At 68.4% G+C, this 15,510-nt stretch carries 15 protein-coding genes and 5 pseudogenes; 12 read left to right on the top strand and 8 right to left on the bottom strand.

Annotation, left to right across the window (positions count from 1 at the left end):
- Positions 1 to 49: 49 nt before the first annotated feature.
- Positions 50 to 1,363: an extracellular solute-binding protein gene (locus tag GL259_RS00285; RefSeq protein WP_159528152.1), complete on the bottom strand. Its 1,314-nt coding sequence runs from the start codon at positions 1,361 to 1,363 to the stop codon at positions 50 to 52.
- Positions 1,364 to 1,678: 315 nt separating this feature from the next.
- On the opposite strand from GL259_RS00285, the gene GL259_RS00280 reads away from it, so the two are divergent.
- On the top strand, positions 1,679 to 2,674 hold the full coding sequence (locus GL259_RS00280; RefSeq protein WP_159528150.1) for an ROK family protein: 996 nt from the start codon (positions 1,679 to 1,681) through the stop codon (positions 2,672 to 2,674).
- Positions 2,675 to 2,871: 197 nt separating this feature from the next.
- On the top strand, positions 2,872 to 3,243 hold the full coding sequence (locus GL259_RS37885) for a hypothetical protein (protein WP_208026380.1): 372 nt from the start codon (positions 2,872 to 2,874) through the stop codon (positions 3,241 to 3,243).
- 233 nt (positions 3,244 to 3,476) lie between these two features.
- Here GL259_RS37885 and GL259_RS00270 read toward each other — a convergent pair.
- Positions 3,477 to 4,018, bottom strand: a pseudogene (locus GL259_RS00270) (IS6 family transposase); the annotation flags it as partial.
- 26 nt (positions 4,019 to 4,044) lie between these two features.
- A complete protein-coding gene (locus tag GL259_RS00265; RefSeq protein WP_243762139.1) occupies positions 4,045 to 4,311 on the bottom strand; it encodes a hypothetical protein in 267 nt (88 codons plus the stop codon).
- 170 nt (positions 4,312 to 4,481) lie between these two features.
- Here GL259_RS00265 and GL259_RS00260 point away from each other — a divergent pair, with 170 nt between their 5' ends.
- On the top strand, positions 4,482 to 4,958 hold the full coding sequence (locus GL259_RS00260) for an excalibur calcium-binding domain-containing protein (RefSeq protein ID WP_159528148.1): 477 nt from the start codon (positions 4,482 to 4,484) through the stop codon (positions 4,956 to 4,958).
- Positions 4,959 to 5,173: 215 nt separating this feature from the next.
- Here the strand turns inward: GL259_RS00260 and GL259_RS00255 are convergent.
- A pseudogene (locus tag GL259_RS00255) lies at positions 5,174 to 5,476 on the bottom strand (transposase); the annotation flags it as partial.
- 79 nt (positions 5,477 to 5,555) lie between these two features.
- Here GL259_RS00255 and GL259_RS38105 point away from each other — a divergent pair.
- The 9 genes and pseudogenes from GL259_RS38105 to GL259_RS00215 all read left to right on the top strand — a co-directional run bounded on the left by GL259_RS38105 (position 5,556) and on the right by GL259_RS00215 (position 13,031).
- Positions 5,556 to 5,789: a hypothetical protein gene (locus GL259_RS38105; protein WP_243762138.1), complete on the top strand. Its 234-nt coding sequence runs from the start codon at positions 5,556 to 5,558 to the stop codon at positions 5,787 to 5,789.
- A 328-nt stretch (positions 5,790 to 6,117) separates the two neighbouring features.
- On the top strand, positions 6,118 to 6,708 hold the full coding sequence (locus tag GL259_RS00245; RefSeq protein WP_159528146.1) for a DUF6461 domain-containing protein: 591 nt from the start codon (positions 6,118 to 6,120) through the stop codon (positions 6,706 to 6,708).
- A gap of 203 nt (positions 6,709 to 6,911) precedes the next feature.
- Complete coding sequence (locus GL259_RS38100; protein ID WP_243762137.1) at positions 6,912 to 8,483, top strand: NucA/NucB deoxyribonuclease domain-containing protein; 1,572 nt, start codon at positions 6,912 to 6,914, stop codon at positions 8,481 to 8,483.
- Positions 8,484 to 8,543: 60 nt separating this feature from the next.
- Complete coding sequence (locus GL259_RS00235) at positions 8,544 to 8,885, top strand: hypothetical protein (RefSeq protein WP_159528144.1); 342 nt, start codon at positions 8,544 to 8,546, stop codon at positions 8,883 to 8,885.
- Between the two features lie 70 nt (positions 8,886 to 8,955).
- Positions 8,956 to 9,084, top strand: a complete 129-nt coding sequence (locus tag GL259_RS38095; protein ID WP_243762136.1) for a replication-relaxation family protein — start codon at positions 8,956 to 8,958, stop codon at positions 9,082 to 9,084.
- Positions 9,085 to 9,219: 135 nt separating this feature from the next.
- Positions 9,220 to 10,438 (top strand): annotated as a pseudogene (locus GL259_RS00230) (IS256 family transposase).
- Positions 10,439 to 10,595: 157 nt separating this feature from the next.
- Positions 10,596 to 11,090: an integrase gene (locus tag GL259_RS00225; RefSeq protein ID WP_347814598.1), complete on the top strand. Its 495-nt coding sequence runs from the start codon at positions 10,596 to 10,598 to the stop codon at positions 11,088 to 11,090.
- Between the two features lie 2 nt (positions 11,091 to 11,092).
- Positions 11,093 to 12,445, top strand: a complete 1,353-nt coding sequence (locus GL259_RS39240) for a helicase C-terminal domain-containing protein (RefSeq protein WP_159528142.1) — start codon at positions 11,093 to 11,095, stop codon at positions 12,443 to 12,445.
- 139 nt (positions 12,446 to 12,584) lie between these two features.
- A complete protein-coding gene (locus GL259_RS00215) occupies positions 12,585 to 13,031 on the top strand; it encodes an IS110 family transposase (RefSeq protein WP_243762135.1) in 447 nt (148 codons plus the stop codon).
- A gap of 245 nt (positions 13,032 to 13,276) precedes the next feature.
- Here GL259_RS00215 and GL259_RS00210 read toward each other — a convergent pair whose 3' ends face one another.
- From GL259_RS00210 to GL259_RS00195, 4 genes and pseudogenes are all read right to left on the bottom strand, one after another.
- Entirely contained in the window at positions 13,277 to 14,074 is a 798-nt protein-coding gene (locus GL259_RS00210) for a hypothetical protein (RefSeq protein ID WP_159528140.1), read from the bottom strand.
- 81 nt (positions 14,075 to 14,155) lie between these two features.
- Positions 14,156 to 14,329, bottom strand: coding sequence for a hypothetical protein (locus tag GL259_RS00205; RefSeq protein WP_159528138.1), 174 nt, complete (start codon positions 14,327 to 14,329; stop codon positions 14,156 to 14,158).
- 66 nt (positions 14,330 to 14,395) lie between these two features.
- Positions 14,396 to 14,839: pseudogene (locus tag GL259_RS00200) on the bottom strand (DDE-type integrase/transposase/recombinase); the annotation flags it as partial.
- Positions 14,839 to 15,201: pseudogene (locus tag GL259_RS00195) on the bottom strand (transposase); the annotation flags it as partial. The pseudogenes GL259_RS00195 and GL259_RS00200, both read right to left, overlap by 1 nt.
- Between the last annotated feature and the right edge of the window lie 309 nt (positions 15,202 to 15,510).

The raw sequence follows: 15,510 nt of genomic DNA, 5'->3' as shown, positions 1-15,510 counted from the left end.
TGTACGTCCGGAACGGGTGTGCGAGCGTTCTCGCCGTGCCGTGGCGCGGTCAGCCGCCGAGGGTCTGCTGAGCCTCGGACCACTTCCCGTTCAATTCGCCGAAGTAGCTGTCCATGTCACCGTCGGCCGCGCCGCGGGCGACGTCGACGAGCTTCTGCCGGTAGTCCTGCGCGGTGATCCCGATCTCCGACGCCTTGTCGATTTCGTTGACCTCGGCGCGGTTCTTCTGATGCTGCGGAATGGTGGTGACATCGTTGTCGGCGAACGCCTTCAGCGTGTCGGGCAGCGGGGCACCCTTCACGGAGGAGATGGATCCTTCGGCCGCGGCCTGGCCGGACTTGGTGATGTACCAGTCGATCCACGCGCGGGCGGCGGCCTTCTTGTCGGAGTGGACGTTGACCGCGTACTGGTAGTCGGGACGCAGGACGGAGCAGAACTTCCCGTCCTTCTGCGCGGGGAACGGCATGAACCCGATGTCGTCAGGGTTTTCACCGGCCGCCTCCGCCGCGGCGCGCATCTGGGAGATCGCCCAGGAACCGAGCCACATCGAGGCGACCTTGCCAGTCCCGATCTGCGCCTTGGAGTCTTCCCAGTTGGTCGTGGTGGGGTCGGGTTCGCTCAGCTTCTTCTCGACGATCGTGTAGAGCAGCTTGTCGATCGTGTACAGGTCCGAACCCTCGGCCCAGGGTTTCCCGGTCTTCGCCAGCGCGTCGTAGGCACCGGAGTCGCACTCGGGAGAACCGATGGCGTTCGTCCAGTTGGTCAGTGGCCAGCCGTCCTTGTAGTTCGTGTAGTACGGGACGGCGCCGGTCTTCGCCTTGATCGTCTCCAGATCCGTGACGAACTCCTCCGGCGTGGCGGGCCAGTCCGTGATGCCGGCCTTCGCCCAGACCGCCTTGTTGTAGACGAATCCGTTGGCCACGCCGATGTTGGCGAGGCCGTAGACCTGACCGTCCACGGTGGCGTGGTCGGTGTAGTCGAACTTCGCCGACAGTTCGTCGGCCTTGCCCAACGGGGCGAAGAAGGTGGGGTACTGCTCGACGGACAGGGAGTTGGGGATCAGCAAGACGTCACCGTACTTGTCGGTGTTCATCCGGATCTTGGTCTCGCCCTCGTAGTCGGTCAGACCCTCGAACTTGACCTTCACACCCGGGTACACCTTGCGGAACTCGGCGGCGTACTTCTCCAGCGTGCCGTCGGATATCTGGTCCGTCCTGTTGGTCAGCACCGTAATCTCGCCCGCCACCTTCGCCGGATCACTCGGCGGAGCGGCGATTTCGCCACGCTCGTCGCCTCCCTGACCGCTACAGGCCGTGGCCGCCACCATGGTCGCAGCCACGAGAGTCACCCAACTTCTCCGCATCCCCGCCGCCTCTCATCGCGAAATGTCGACTTCAGGCTTCGGGGGAACGTCGCATCGGGCTCCGAGGCCCCGGCCTGATGAGCGCTCAACGTAGACGTAACTTCGCGGCAATGTCCATAGACCGGTCTAGATCGAGTTTGCTGATTTCCACTGCCCTGATCTGCATCTTTACTAAATATTGACTAAACGCAACCCACTCCTAGCACCCCACCCGAAGGAGGCGCGCACAGCTCTGGACATCGTTGTCATAGGCATGCTCCGATGTGACGTCGTCTTACCTCGGCTGTACGTATCGCCCTTCGGAGAGTCATCACCATGAGTAGTCATCGACACGCCGCCCCGTCCCCGGACGATGTCCTGATAGCTGCCCTTGACATCGGAGGGACCAAGATCGCGGGAGCGCTCGTCACTTCGGCCGGCGCCCTCGTCCACCACGTGCGCCACGCCACCCCGGCGCAGGAATCCGCGGACACACTTCTCGACGCCGTGTACCAGGTGGTGAACGGCCTGGCCGCCGCCCCGCAGTGGGAAGACGTTCGCGCATTGGGGATCGGCAGCGCCGGCCCGGTCGACCTGGCGCACGGATCCGTCAGCCCCGTCAACATCCCCGCTTGGCGCGACTTCCCGCTCGTCGAATCCGTCAGCGCACATCCGGCGCTGGCGCACAGGCCTGTCGTGCTGGCGGGCGACGCGGTGGCCATGGCCGCAGGCGAGCACCGCCATGGTGCCGCGCGCGGCCACGGGAACGCACTGTGCCTGGTCGTGTCTACGGGCGTGGGGGCCGGTCTAATCCTCGACGGCCAAGTGCGCCACGGCCTCACCGGCAACGCCGGTCACCTCGGGCACATCAGCGTCGACTTCGGCGGCGAACCCTGCCCGTGCGGTGCGAGTGGTTGCCTGGAAGGCATCGCCAGCGGCACGGCCATCACGCGGCACGCGCTTTCACTCGGCTGGAGGCCGCCCGCGACAGCGGACGCATCAGCGGTCGCGACAGCGGCCCGAGCCGGTGACATGGCCGCTGTCGCCGCGTTCGACCGTGCGGCCCGCGCCCTGGCAGCCGGTATCGCCGCCACGGCGGCACTGGTCGAGATCGACATCGCCGTGGTCGGTGGGGGCGTCGCCCAGGCAGGCGACGTGTTCTTCTCTCCGCTCAACCACCATCTGCGACGCTACGCGGCGATGCCCTTTCTGCATCATCTGCGTGCCGTTCCGGCCGCATTGGGTCCCGATTCCGGCCTGGTCGGCGCAGCGGCCCTGGCGGAAGCCGCAGCATCGGCTGCCACGAACCTGCTCGTCGACGGCCGCCAGTGAGGCTGATCGGTATCAGCCGGGTGCTGCTACGAAACCTCCCGCTCGCAACAGAGCGGAACGGACTGCTGAGCCGGGTCTGTACCGAATTCGAAATAGCCCCGGAATACCGCGAACTGGTCCTGCTTCGAGTGACTGCCCTGCCATCCTCATATCGGGCAAGACGGACTGGGTGACCGGCGCGCCCTGGAACGTCGACGGTGGCGTCATCGCCCGGCTCGCCCCGCTGCGGCATCCGTGGACGTCCGCTCTCGGTCATCACAGCCCACGCCGCGCGAGCCTTCACTTACAGCCACCTGGTTCTGGGTCGTGACACCCGCAGCGGCATCGCGGCAGGTCGGCCGCGACTGTCCGAATGGCCCCGTCACCAGGACCCCACCTGGCGGATCAACACTGCGCACAAGTACGGCTTCTCGCGGGACATCGGCTACGCCGCTGGGGCCCTTGTCGCCGGCATCCTCGCCGACGCCCTCGGCCTGAACGCCACCGTCATCGCCGCCGCCGTCCTCACCGCGGCATCAGGGCTCCTGACAGCCCATTGCATCACCGAGCACAGGCCCGGCGCCCAGTGAGCGACCGCCTGCCCCGGCCGCTGCCGGGGCAGGTCCTGGCGCCCCCACATATGAGGCGCCCATCGCACCATGACCATCGCCGCTCGGCCCTCCGCACAGCACTGCGACCTGACTGCCTCGACAGCTGTCTTGGACGCTACAAAATTTGCTGACTGCCCGGCGGAGCTCTGGGATCATCGGCTGATGGTCGACAGCAGGGATCGCTCGGGACTTCGGCAGCTGCTGGACGTCGTCATCTCGCGTTCGCGCTGCCTTGTCGGCTGGTGGCTGTTTTCGGACCGGTTGTTCAGGACCTTGTCAGGCCCTTGGGGGAGCGGTGCTCGACCGAGGGCATGACCTCGCGGTGGGCGCCGCCGTAGCTGTGAAGCTTGTCGGTGACCAGCACCCGCGGGACCCGGCACTGCTTCTTCATCAGCTTGATCAGGAACCGCTTGGCGGTCCGCGCATCCTGGGCGCTCTGGACGAGGATGTCCACGACGTTGCCGTCCTGGTCGATCGCTTGCCACAGGCACCGGCGCTCACCGTTGACCTGGACGAAGACCTCGTCCAGGTGCCACTTGTCCCCAGCTCGTGGCCGACGGCGTCGCAGCTCGTGGGCATAGGTCGGACCGGACTTTGCGCACCACTGCCGGATGGTCTCGTACGAGACGGCCACGCCCCTGCCGAGCATCAGCTTTTCGACCTCGCGCAAGCTCAGCGTGAAGCGGTGATAGAGCGAAACGCAGTGGGCGATGGTTCCCGCCGGGAACCGGTATCCCTTGTACGACGGCGCCACGACGTGCCTTCCCGACAGTCAAGGACTCAAGGATTGTCCCAGTCGATCGCCCTACCCGCTAAGTTGACAACGCCCAGCAGCACCTCCATGCGGGTGTTGCAGCCGTCCCGGTCAGAGTCCACCCAGTGCCGGAAAGCGTCACGGGTGTAGCCGTCGCGGGACTCGTCCGCGGTCGGCAGGACAGCGACCGCGTCGGCGAGCGGCAGCGACATCGAGGTGGCGGAAGCCGGCGTCGTCAGAGGCGGGGCGAGGAAGGCGGCGGTGAGCAAACCGCGCAGCAAGATTTTTGGCATGTCCCGGTGATACCGGCCCTGGTCCTTTCTATTGGCCTGAACTGCAGACATGTCACCGGAGGGACGGAATCACTGTGACTATCCCATGATCGAACTCGATGTCACGGTTTCACATTCTCTTCACTCAGGCGCTACCGTCAGCCCGTCCACACCCACCTGACGGGAAATCAATGACCAGCCCATACACGCCCGCACCTCCCGCCACCGGCCGCCCCGCCCCCAAGTGGGCCCGTAAGCGGTACGTGCTGCCTGCGCTCGGCCTCGCGTTCTTCATCGGTATCGGAGCCGGCGCCAGCGACAGCCAGCCGAAGGACGACGCCAAGCCCGCTGCGGCCAAGGCGGCCCCGTCCGCGACGGTCACCGAAACCGTCACGGCGAGCCCTACCGCCAAGCCGAAGCCTGCCCCCACCGTCACCAAGACCGTCGAAGTAGAGGTGGAGGTGACGAAGACCGTCACCGAAGAACCCGCCAGCGGATCCGGCGGCGGATACAGCAGCGGCGATGACGACAGCAGCGGCGGCGGCAGCGTCTACTACCAGAACTGCGACGCCGCCCGTGCCGCCGGCGCCGCACCCGTCCACCGCGGCGAACCCGGCTACGGCTCCCACCTAGACCGAGACGGCGACGGCACCGGCTGCGACAGCTGACACACAACAGACCCGCCGGCCGGAACAAGGCACTGGCAGAGCAGATCGGCACGGCAGTCGATGGCCAACGTCAGCGCAAGCCGCGACGGTACGCCTCGCGCCTGATCCACATAGCCTTCCGGCCGAGCCGCTCTACGCGCTCCCTCGCCTCGCCCATCAGATGAGCCGGGATCGACTTCGGCTCGCCGCTCTTAGGTGGCGAACACCCCGATCTAACAGTTATCGATCTTTCCCGAGGTGCCGGTGCACTGCCGGCCCACCCTGACCGACGTAGTGCCCTTCTTGAGGAACCCGGTGCCGTCGATGATCAGAACTCCGTCCGGGCCGAGACGCTCACCGATGTAAGCACGGACATCATCACGCAAGGCGTCCGCGTCCCAGACGCTGCTGTTCAGCAGCCGTCGGAAGCCGTCCAGAGTGCGATGACCTGCTCATTCCGCAAGCTGCCAGCCATTCTTCCTTGCTGCTTGGCCCGGAAGACCGCGCACGTAGCCCCGCATCCGCCACCGCAGATCCATCCGACCTAACCGGCCCGCCACCCGCTTGAACACCGACTCCAACTCCGCAGCCTAGCAACCGGCTTCAGTCATCCCCTCAATGCCAGGACAACGACAACCACCAGTTCAGGACACGAACCACCGCTGGAGTACCAAGCGTGCTGCCGGCGTGAAGGCTCGGCACGCGCTGCGGCAAATCCGTATGGGCTTTCACCCTTCCATCGCGGCCAGGGCCGAGGAGGGAAACGACGTCATCGTGGACCACGTGCTGAGCAAGCCGTGGCGCGGCCTCGACTGTCTGTCAATTTTGGGCATCGAGACATGCTGTTCGTAGGTGTCTCCCTGCCCGCTGGAGAGCTGATGCGCCAGCAGTGGGCTGACTGCCCGTCGGCCTCGTCGAGCCTGCCCATGGAGACCCGCGCCGCCCCGCCGTGGTGCGACGCTGACGGCCGAAGTGTTTCCCGCTCGGCATCCGCACCGAGCTGCACCTGGCCCCGCAGCAGCGCTCAGGAGCCGATACCGGTCGCTCGTACCGTCGTAGCGACCGCCCGCGCTATGTGGTCTGCCTGTTGCGGCTGGAGTGGACCCGGGCGGGGCTTGCTTGCTGGCGCGAGCAGAGATCGAGAGGCTAGGGGGCGTCAGTCGGAGGAAGGAGACGTCGGATGGTGGATCTGTCGGAACTGTTCGGTGAGGGCTGGTGTGTGACGCTCGCTCACCTTGCGCCTGCTCTGGCTCTTGAGCGGATGGGCGTGCGCGATGTGGCAGACGTCGCTGATGGGCTGCAGTTGGCGACCGAGCGGCTGGAAGCCGACGGTACGCAGCCGGACGTGCTGCTGCTCGGACGCGAGCTTCGGGACGGCTGGTCGCTGGTTGTGGAATTGGAGGGCACCCAGGGCTGGGCGGGGATGGACCGTGCGGTGCTCGCGGCATTGTCCGCGGGCGGGCGGGTGGCTGTTTCCGCGTTCGAGGACCCCAACCAGTTGATGGTTCACGTGGCGGCCGACGGCCAGGTGGTGTGTGAGCTTGATGCCATCACCGGGCGACTGCCCTACGAGGTCGGCGACACAGAAGAGACGGTCGGCGGTTTGCTGTCCTTGGGCTTCTCTCGCGATGACGAGCCGACCGGCCAGGTGGCCGCGGCGGGCGCTGCCGACCGCGTCGTGCTGGCGCTGCACGCGGTGACGGGCGTGGAGCTGCAAGAAGAAGACTTCGACGGTCCCTGGCTCGGCGGTCTGAGCGCGGCAGGCGGGTGACGCTGGCCGCAGGAGGCCTCATCGGCCGCTGCTACTGGTGAAGTTCGGCCTGAAATGTCCTTGTGCTACCGATGAGATCCCTGAAACCTGGTGCCCGCGTTTGCCACGCCGGGGGAGCGGGCTGACCGGGAAACCGCTGTCGGCCGGAGCCCGGCTGAATCAAGGGGGATTCTCAACGCATGTCGCTGAGCAGAACGTGGCGATTGAACACACTGATCGCGGCTGTGGTGGCGGGGGCGTTCGTGCTTCCGGCCCAGCTGGCCACCGCCCAGCCCGCTGCCGTGCCGGCGCCTGCTGGAGCCGAGGAACCGGCCGCCGGCCCTGACCTGACGATCAGAATGAAGGTCGGCATCTCCCAGCAGGAGCTGGCCGATCTGCGCGCGCAGGGCCGTAAAGCCCGCGAACAGGGCCACAAGAGCCTCCCGGTTCCCGCGCCCACAACCCAGCCCGACAGAGCAGCACCGGCCAAGCCCGTCAAGAAGGCGGCCGAGCCGCTGACGGTCCTGGAAGCGGACCGCACATCCAAGCAGGTGGTTGCCGACAACGCTCGGCAGGCAGCCCAGAGCCCTCGGGCAGCCGCTGACCCGATCCCAACTCCCGAGTACGACCGCGGGTGGGTACCGATCGGGGAGATGCCTCATGAGGACCGCCTGAACGCGTGCTTCGACGGCGACGCCGCTGACAAGGGCATCGGCCGGATCTACAACCGCTTCACCTACTGCGCCCGGTGGAACCTGCAGGTCGAGTACTGGGAGATCGACAGCAAGGGCGTCCCTGTCGAGAAGGAAGGCACCACCAGCGCGGTGTGGAGGGTCTTCGGCCAGGGCGACGCCAAGGACCGCCGAGTGAGGATCTTCTCGCAGATCGAGAAGGACTCGGTGGACTACGACTGGGGCCCCATCGACAACATCTTCGTCGCTCCCGGCGTGCCGCTGAGCCTGATGGGCCAGTGCTCACAGGACTCGGACGTCTGCGGGGCAGGCCCCGGCTCGTACACGATGCCCTGGGCGACGTGGGACAACAACCCGATCTGGGCCAACTGGGACATCTACAACCGCGAGCAGAACACCGAAGGCCGCGACAAGATCTCCTACAACCAGTGGTACGTCGAGGCATTCACCGACAACGAGGAATACACCACGCTGAACAAGGCGGAAACCCCGCCGCGGCTGGTGCGCTGCGACTCGGCAACCTACTTCAACAAGGGCAAGGCCAAGTACCCCAAGGCGTGCATCTTCAGCGAGGTCACCCCGCACCTGACCTACACCCGAGGCACCACCCATCACGCCGTGGCCGAGCACCTGTACATCGCCTTCAACCAGCCGCGCTCGACCTACCCGCTGCTGGCCCCTCCCGGGCAGCCGTGGCCGAGGGACAAGAAGATCCCCGGCAAGTACGACCCGGCCAACCCGGACGCTCCCGGACTGCACCGCATCACCAAGAAGTTGCACCCGGACGAGACCAAGGCCAACAAGGACCACAAGGACGGCGCTTGCTTCAAGACCGGCCCGGAGCGCGACCTGTACCGGGACACGGGCCTGCCCAACGGAACCAACCCCGGTGAGCAGTGCGACGAGTACCCCTTCGCCTCCACCCTGGAAGGAGCGGGCAACGCCAGCTGGGACTTCTCAGTGAAGTCGGTGCCGGCGAAGGACAACCGCGTCGCGGGCGGAATGCTGCGCGATTACTACGTCGATGACCGGATGCTGGCCTGGGACAAGGGCCTGGACCGCCCCTCCGAGACCAACGACCGCTTCTACATGAAGATCGACTAACGCGGCAGCCTGCTCTGCAGCAGGTACACGCACCCTCGGAGCTCCCCACGCCTCCCGGCAGTGGGGAGCTCCCCCCTCCGCCACAGCGTCGAAGCACGACTCCGCGCGGAGACCGCCGAAAAGGTCCGCGTCCTCACGATTGCCGGGCTGGCGGCCACCGGACTCGAGATGGACCGCGAGCCGGAGGAGATGGGCAGCATGCCCAAGGGGGTGGGAAGCTCCGGAGCCTCCCACCCGGTGACGGTGAACGAGATGGTCATCGCGCTGATCCGCCCGAAGCCCAACCTGGACCTGGTCGCGGGGGAGCCGGCCGAAGCAGTCGTCGCCGCGCAGGCCGCCGTCGACGCCCCAGATGGGATCGGCACCCTCGCCTCCTACGCCACCGAGGTCGCGCCCCGGTGAAGGGCACCTGGAAGAACCCTGCGATCGGCAGCGCCCGCGCCGACGTCGCCTCACCGCCCCGGAGTCCGGGGTGCCGCTGCTGTTCATCGAGGTCGACAACTGCACCGAGGAAGCCGTCCTCATCGCCGCGAAGTTCGACGAGTACGCCCGGTTCTTCCAACGCATGGGGAAGGAGATGACGTCCCGCTGTGTGGTGTAGGCGATCTCCGCGGTTGAGTGCGCGGGTTCTGCTCCCTGGAGTGCACCGTCTGCCGGTGAGTACTCCCTGCTCAACTGGCAGGCCACCGTGCAACTGTCCGGAGTGAACGGGGAGTTCGACCCCAGCGGGTGCACGGTGGCCTTGTCCCGGCATGGCCTACTTCGCCTGCTTGAGTCACTACGTTCGGCAGATGGTCTTGAACTCGTCCGCGAGGTCACCGAGCGACTGCTGCAGGAACTGATCGAGGCCGAGGCCACCGCGACAATCGGTGCCGAGTGGGGCGAGCACGCCGACACCCGCACCACCTGGCGCAACGGCCACCGGGAGAAGACCGTGACCACGCAGGCCGGCGACCTCGAGCTCTCCATCCCGAAACTGCGGGCCGGTAGTTTCTTCCTCAGCCTGCTGGAGCGCCGTCGCCGCATCGACCAGGCTCTCTACGCGGTCGTCACGGAGGCCCGCGTCCACGGCGTCTACTCGGTCGGTCGATGACCTGGTCAAGGCCCTGGGCTCGGACACCGGGATCTCCAAGAGCGAGGTCTGCCGGATCTGCGCGGATCTGGACGAACAGCCGGACGCCTTCCGGACGCGTCCGCTGGACCACATCCGGTTTCCCCACCTGTTCCTCGACGCCACCTGCGTCAAGGCCCGTGTCGACCACCGCATCGTCTCCCAAGCGATTGTGACAGCCACCGGCGTCACCCAGGACGGCGGCCGCGAGGTTGTCGGTGTCATGGTCGGCGACAGCGAGACCGGGGCGTTCTGAGCCCAGTTCCTGCGTCACCTGCGCGAACGCGGGCTGAGTGGCGTCCGCCTGGTCATCTCCGACAGCCACAGCGGCCTGGTCAAAGCGATCCGCTAGGTCCTGCCCGGCGCCGCCTGGCGAAGATGTCGGGTCCACTTCGTGCGCAACGTCTTCGCCGTGATTCCGAAAGGCTCGGCGGAGATGGTCGCCGCGACGATCCGCACGGTCTTCGCCCAGCCCACCGCGGACGCGGTCCGCATCCAGCTCGACACCGTCGCCGACGTGCTCGGCCGGCAGTTCCCCAAGGTCAGGGAGATGCTGCTCGAGGCCAAGGAGGACCTGACCGCGTTCGCGGACTTCCCCCACCAGCACTGGAAAAAGATCCGGTCCACGAACTCGCGCGAGCGGCTGAACCAGGAGATCAAACGCCGCACCGACGTCGTCCGGGTCTTCCCGAACCCGCCCGCCGTCCTCCGGCCGGCCACCGCGGTCCTCGCCGAACTCCACGACGAACGGATCGCTTTCCCCCACCGCTACCTCTCCGACGAGAGCATGGACGCCCTCTACACCGACGACACGATCGCCCTGCCCGCCACGTCAGACGACTGATCACCTGCACCACAACAAGGGGCATGACCCCGGCCCGGCACCCGGGCGCGCCGCGAGCAGGTGGGCGGACTTCCCGCGCTCCCGGGCCGATGTCCTGCCGGCATGCGGCTTCCTGGAAACGATCACCTTGTCCGGGGTGCGGCTTCGGGCAGGTGCGGTGATCGAGCACGCCGGCCGCCGGATCCGGGTCCTCGGCGCCGCGCACCCCACCACGTCCTGGGTGACGCAAGTCGCGAAGGGCCTGGTCATGGACCTTGAGGACGCCGGCTGCCGGGCCGGGTTCCTGATCCGGGACCGGGACGGGACGTTTCCCACCCTGTTCGACACCGTCCTCAATGACGCAGGGACCGAGGCAGTACTCGGCGGAGTACGGATGCCGCGCATGCACTCGATCCTGGAACGGTGGATGCCGATTTGCCGGCGCGAGCCGCTGGACCGCACCCTGATCTGCAACCAGCGACACCTGCTCCACGCGCTACGCGCGTTCGAAGACTTCCACCACTTCCACTGGACCCATCAGGGCATCGCCGACGCCCGCCCGTTACGCCCCCTGCCGATGCCGATCAGCGATCCGGAGCAGATCACCCGCCCCGACATACGACGACGCCAACGACTTGGCGGCATCCTCCACGAGTACCGACACGCCGCCTGACCGTGCGCGGCGGCCGAGACTTCGTGAAGAACGGCGACACCTGGGCCCTCACCAAGGTCCTGCCCGACGGCGGCATCGGGGCCCGCCACACCCGCCACCGCGGCCGCATCCGCCTGCCCGCCGCCTACGTGGCCGCCCACTGCGAACTCGGCTACGCCTCCACCATCCACCGCGCCCAGGGCATGACCGTCGACACCTCCCACGCCCTGGCCTCCGCCCGCTCCACCCGCGAAGGCGTCTACGTCCAGCTCACCCGCGGCGCCCGCACCAACCGCCTCTACGTCGCCCTCGACCCCTCCGACCGCCTCGACGACGTCCTCACCTCCATCGCCGCCAGGCGCCGCGCCCAGCTGTCGGCGACCGAGACCCTCACCGCCCTGCAGCGCGAGAGCAGCGCGCCGGGCCGGCTGTCCGCCCAGTACGCGGACGCCGCCGAGCGCGCCACCACCGCCCGGCTGACCGGCCTGCTCGAGCACACCCTCGGCGCCGAACGCGCGGCGTGGCTCCTGGCCGCCGACGCCTGCCCCGCCCTCACCCGCGCCCCGGCCGACGCCGAACGCGCCGGATTCGACCTGCCCCGCCTGCTGGCCCGTACCGTGCCCGAGCGCGGCCTCGGCGACGCCGACGATCCCGCCGCGGTGCTGACCTGGCGGCTGCGCCGCCACCTCGGCGACGCCACCGCCGCCCGGCAGGAACACGTCCGGCGCCCGCTGGCCGCCCTGTCCCGCACCCAGCTGCACACCCTGCAACGGATCGCCGCCGCCCACCGCGCCACCGCCCGCGAAGCCCTCAAGGCCGCCGACGCCGCCCTCACCCACCTGCCCGCCCCCGTCACCACCCGCGACGGCCGCACCCACCCCGCCCGGGACCAGCGCCCCCTCGGCGACCTCTCCCGCACCGACCTCGCCGCCCAGCTCGCCTCGGCCCGCACCCGGCTCCGCCACACCCACACCATCGGAGCGCCGCTGCCGGACACCGTCCGGCACCTGCTCGCCGCCCTGGCCCGCGAATCCCAGCTGCGCCGCGCCCTCGCCTGGCGGGACGCCGCCCGCGAGGACCTCCAACGCGAACGCGCCCTCGACCACGCCGCCCACCACGCCGCCGGAGGGCCCGCTTCATCGACGGCCGTGCGCCGCCTGCTCGAGCACAAGCGCGCCACCGGCGCCCGGCGCCGGCAGTTCGCGCGCGCCGCGCTGGCCCGCGCCAACGCCGTCACCGACAAGATCGACGCCGAACTGCGCCGGCGCGACCGCCTGCCCGACCACCCGCCGCACCGCCCCGACCACCAACGGGAGATCCCCCCGTACTCAGACCATCAACCAGATCAAATCGCTGATCATCACCGCGCCTGCTGAGGTCCGCGAAGCACTGCGCTCGCTGACCACCACCGAGCTGGTCCGACGGCTGGCCGCCAGCCGTCCGGGCACCGATCTGGCTGCCCCGGCCACGGCCGTCAGACTGGCCCTCAAGCGCCTGGCCAGGCGCTACCGGCACTTGAGCGAGGAGATAGCGGACGCGGACCGCGACCTGCGCGTCCTGATCGCCCGCACCGCACCGGGCCTGCTCGCGCTGACGGGCGTCGGGCCCGAGACCGCCGGGCAGCTGCTGGTCACCGCCGGGGACAACCCCGACAGGCTCGCATCCGAGGCCTCCTTCGCCCACCTGTGCGCCGCCGCGCCAGTGCCAGCCTCTTCCGGGCGTACCGACCGCCACCGGCTCAACCGTGGCGGAGACCGCCAGGCCAACCGCGCGTTGCACACAATCGTCCTGGTCCGCATGCGCCACGACCCTCGCACCCGTGACTACGTCACCCGGCGCACCCTCGAAGGACTCAAGACGAAGGACATCTTCAGGTGCCTCAAGCGCTTCGTCGCGCGCGAGGTCTACCACCACCTGACCAGCGCATTCAGCGGCACACCCGGGCCGTCTCCTACAGTTTGACGATCTATAGAAGCTTCAGAGTCAAGCTAGACGGATCCGGCACACGCCTCGAGAGGAGACAGAGGCGTCCCACAGAGCGGTCCGCCGGGAAGAGGCGGCACAGCGGGCAGAAGGAACTCGACCGGGAGGCGTTTCCATATTGTCGGCGAGCCAGCCGCTGATCGCCCTCACCACGGGGCGGGGGGAGCGAGTCTGTCCCACCAGCCGCGGCGCGGTCGTCGACCCGGGCCGTCGCGCGCGGTCGCTCAGAGCGTGAGCACCGGTCGGGTGGAGAAGTTGTCGTACAGACCCTCTCCGTCCGGTCCGTATGCGAACTCGGCCGTCTCTGGGTTGCGGTTGGCGGTTGCCAGAGGGAGCCAGGCCAGCAGGTGGCCGTAGCCGCCGCACACCGACTCGCCTCCGTCGCCGCCGTGGACCGCGGTCACATCGCTGGTCAGCTCGGCGCGGTAGGTGTCGTAGGCGATGTGCAGGCCGAAGGCGTTCAGTTCGTTGTGCGGGCCGGTGTCGTCACCGTAGGGGATGCGGTCGAGGGGACAGTCGTCGCCCCACCGGAACAGGGTGTTGGACCCGGCGCCGCAGGCGTGTTCCCACTCGTCGGGGCTCGGCATCCGCAGACCACGGGCGGAGAGGGCGGCTGCCATGTCGGCCGGGGGTTCGGTCAGGGTCTCGTCGTCCACGGCCATGAGGACGGTGTCCAGGTGGACCCTGCGGGGGGCGCTGAGGATCCGCTCGAGGTGGATCCGCAGATCGGGCCCGTAGCCGTAGCCCTGCTCCCGGCTTTCGGCGTAGTCGGCGGCCTGCTGCGCGGTCGGCTGCCAGGTGTTGAGGTCGAAGCCCAAGGACACTCGGCCTCCGGGTATCAGCGCGAACTCCTGCCCGTCCCGCTCGACCCGGACGCGGTACAGCGGGGCACCGAGGTGTTCGGTGGCCTCGACGAGTGACACCCGGCCGCCCACGTGGTCAGCGGCATCCTGGGCGACCCGCCGGGCGGTGACCTCATCGAAGGTCCGCCACAGGTCGAGAGTGAGATCAGCGAGCAACATGGCCGGCAGTGTGGCACGCGGCACTGACACCGACGCGGAGAGACAGCCCAGTCGTGCCAGCGCCGCCTCGGCCTTCGCGGGTCAGCCCGAACCGTTGAGGTAGTGCGTGTCGGGACGCTGCCGGGGGATGTCCGGATAGATCCGGTGCTTGAGGACGTTCCAGCGGTGCCGGGCACCTTGCCGCGAGACGCGCCAGGCGCGCCCTAGGTCGGCGAGACTGGCGCCCTTCTCGACGGCCCGTGAGGGCGTTGTCACGTTGTTGGGTGTGCGGGTGTTTGACGGTGTGTCGAGGTGTGGTGGGGCCGGGTGCCGGCCCTGGGCTCAGGCCGCGGCAGGTCGGCCGGTGACGCCGGTGATCTGCTCCCAGATAGCGAAGCGGACGGTCATTTCGGCGCGGTGTTGGGTGCCGGTCATCAGGTGGCGGCGGAGCCGGAAGTGGGGTGGGATGCCGCTGAACGCGGCCAGGAACCGCTGGGCCGCGCCGACGCTGCGGAAGCCCTTCACCGCACGTTCCCGCTGACGGGTGGGCTGGTGGCTGTTCTCGGCCCGGTTGTTCAGGCCCTTGTGCGAGCGGTGCTCGACGGAGGGCATGACCTCGCGGTGGGCCGCGCCGTAGGAGCGGAGCTTGTCGGTGACGACCACCCGGGGCACCGTGCGGGTCGTCTTCAGCAGGCGGCGGAAGAAACGCCTGGCCGCGGCCTTGTCCCGCCGGTTCTGCACGAGGATGTCCAGCACATTGCCGTCCTGGTCCACGGCCCGCCACAGGTTTTCACGCTCTGCGCGTCGATCACGCACGCGGACGGCTCCGCGTCCTTGCCCTCCTGCTGCCTGAGCCGCCTGCGCAGTACGCCGGTGAGCTGGGCGAACACGCCGTCCTTCTGCCACTTGGCGAAGTAGCCGTAGACGGTCTCCCAGGGCGGGAAGTCGTGCGGCAGGTAGCGCCACTGCACTCCGGTGCGGTCCACGTACAGGATGGCGTTCATGATTTCGCGCAGCTCGTGCTCCGGCGGGCGACCGATGTTTAGTGCGTGCCGGCGCCGTTCGGTCCGCCAGGCGGTCAGCATCGGCTCGATCAATTCCCAGCGGGCATTGGACAGATCACTCGGATAGGGGCGACGTTCGGCCATGACCTGGGCGTACTGCCGTTCGGGGGCGTGCGCCCAGGCGTGCACCGCGAGCGGCGGGAGCACGGACCGTGCGACGGGCGTTTTGGGATGAGACAGGCGCAAGCTGTACTGCGCCTCAGGCGTCACCCCATGCAGCACATCAGCCGCACTCACTCCACGAGACCCGGCTCAACGACGAGCCCGCGCCGAAGAATGCAGGATGAAGCTCACATTAAGGACGAAAACGACCTCTAACAGTCAGCGTGGAGCAGGCAGAGCGGCGGGCGCGTCACCGGTCGCCAGGGAGCCCCGACCAGCAGCCAGTTCCGG

This window comes from Streptomyces sp. Tu 3180, from assembly GCF_009852415.1.
In the GTDB taxonomy this organism is placed as follows: domain Bacteria; phylum Actinomycetota; class Actinomycetes; order Streptomycetales; family Streptomycetaceae; genus Streptomyces.
Note: the sequence above shows the minus strand (reverse complement) of the source record. Positions and strands in the feature narration are given on the sequence as shown.

Excerpts from the sequence above, each read along its gene's own strand:
- GL259_RS00285 (WP_159528152.1), bottom strand. The coding sequence starts at position 1,363 with ATGCGGAGAAGTTGGGTGACTCTCGTGGCTGCGACCATGGTGGCGGCC.
- GL259_RS00280 (WP_159528150.1), top strand. The coding sequence starts at position 1,679 with ATGAGTAGTCATCGACACGCCGCCCCGTCCCCGGACGATGTCCTGATA.
- GL259_RS00265 (WP_243762139.1), bottom strand. The coding sequence starts at position 4,311 with ATGCCAAAAATCTTGCTGCGCGGTTTGCTCACCGCCGCCTTCCTCGCC.
- GL259_RS00260 (WP_159528148.1), top strand. The coding sequence starts at position 4,482 with ATGACCAGCCCATACACGCCCGCACCTCCCGCCACCGGCCGCCCCGCC.
- GL259_RS38105 (WP_243762138.1), top strand. The coding sequence starts at position 5,556 with ATGCCAGGACAACGACAACCACCAGTTCAGGACACGAACCACCGCTGG.
- GL259_RS00245 (WP_159528146.1), top strand. The coding sequence starts at position 6,118 with ATGGTGGATCTGTCGGAACTGTTCGGTGAGGGCTGGTGTGTGACGCTC.
- GL259_RS00210 (WP_159528140.1), bottom strand. The coding sequence starts at position 14,074 with ATGTTGCTCGCTGATCTCACTCTCGACCTGTGGCGGACCTTCGATGAG.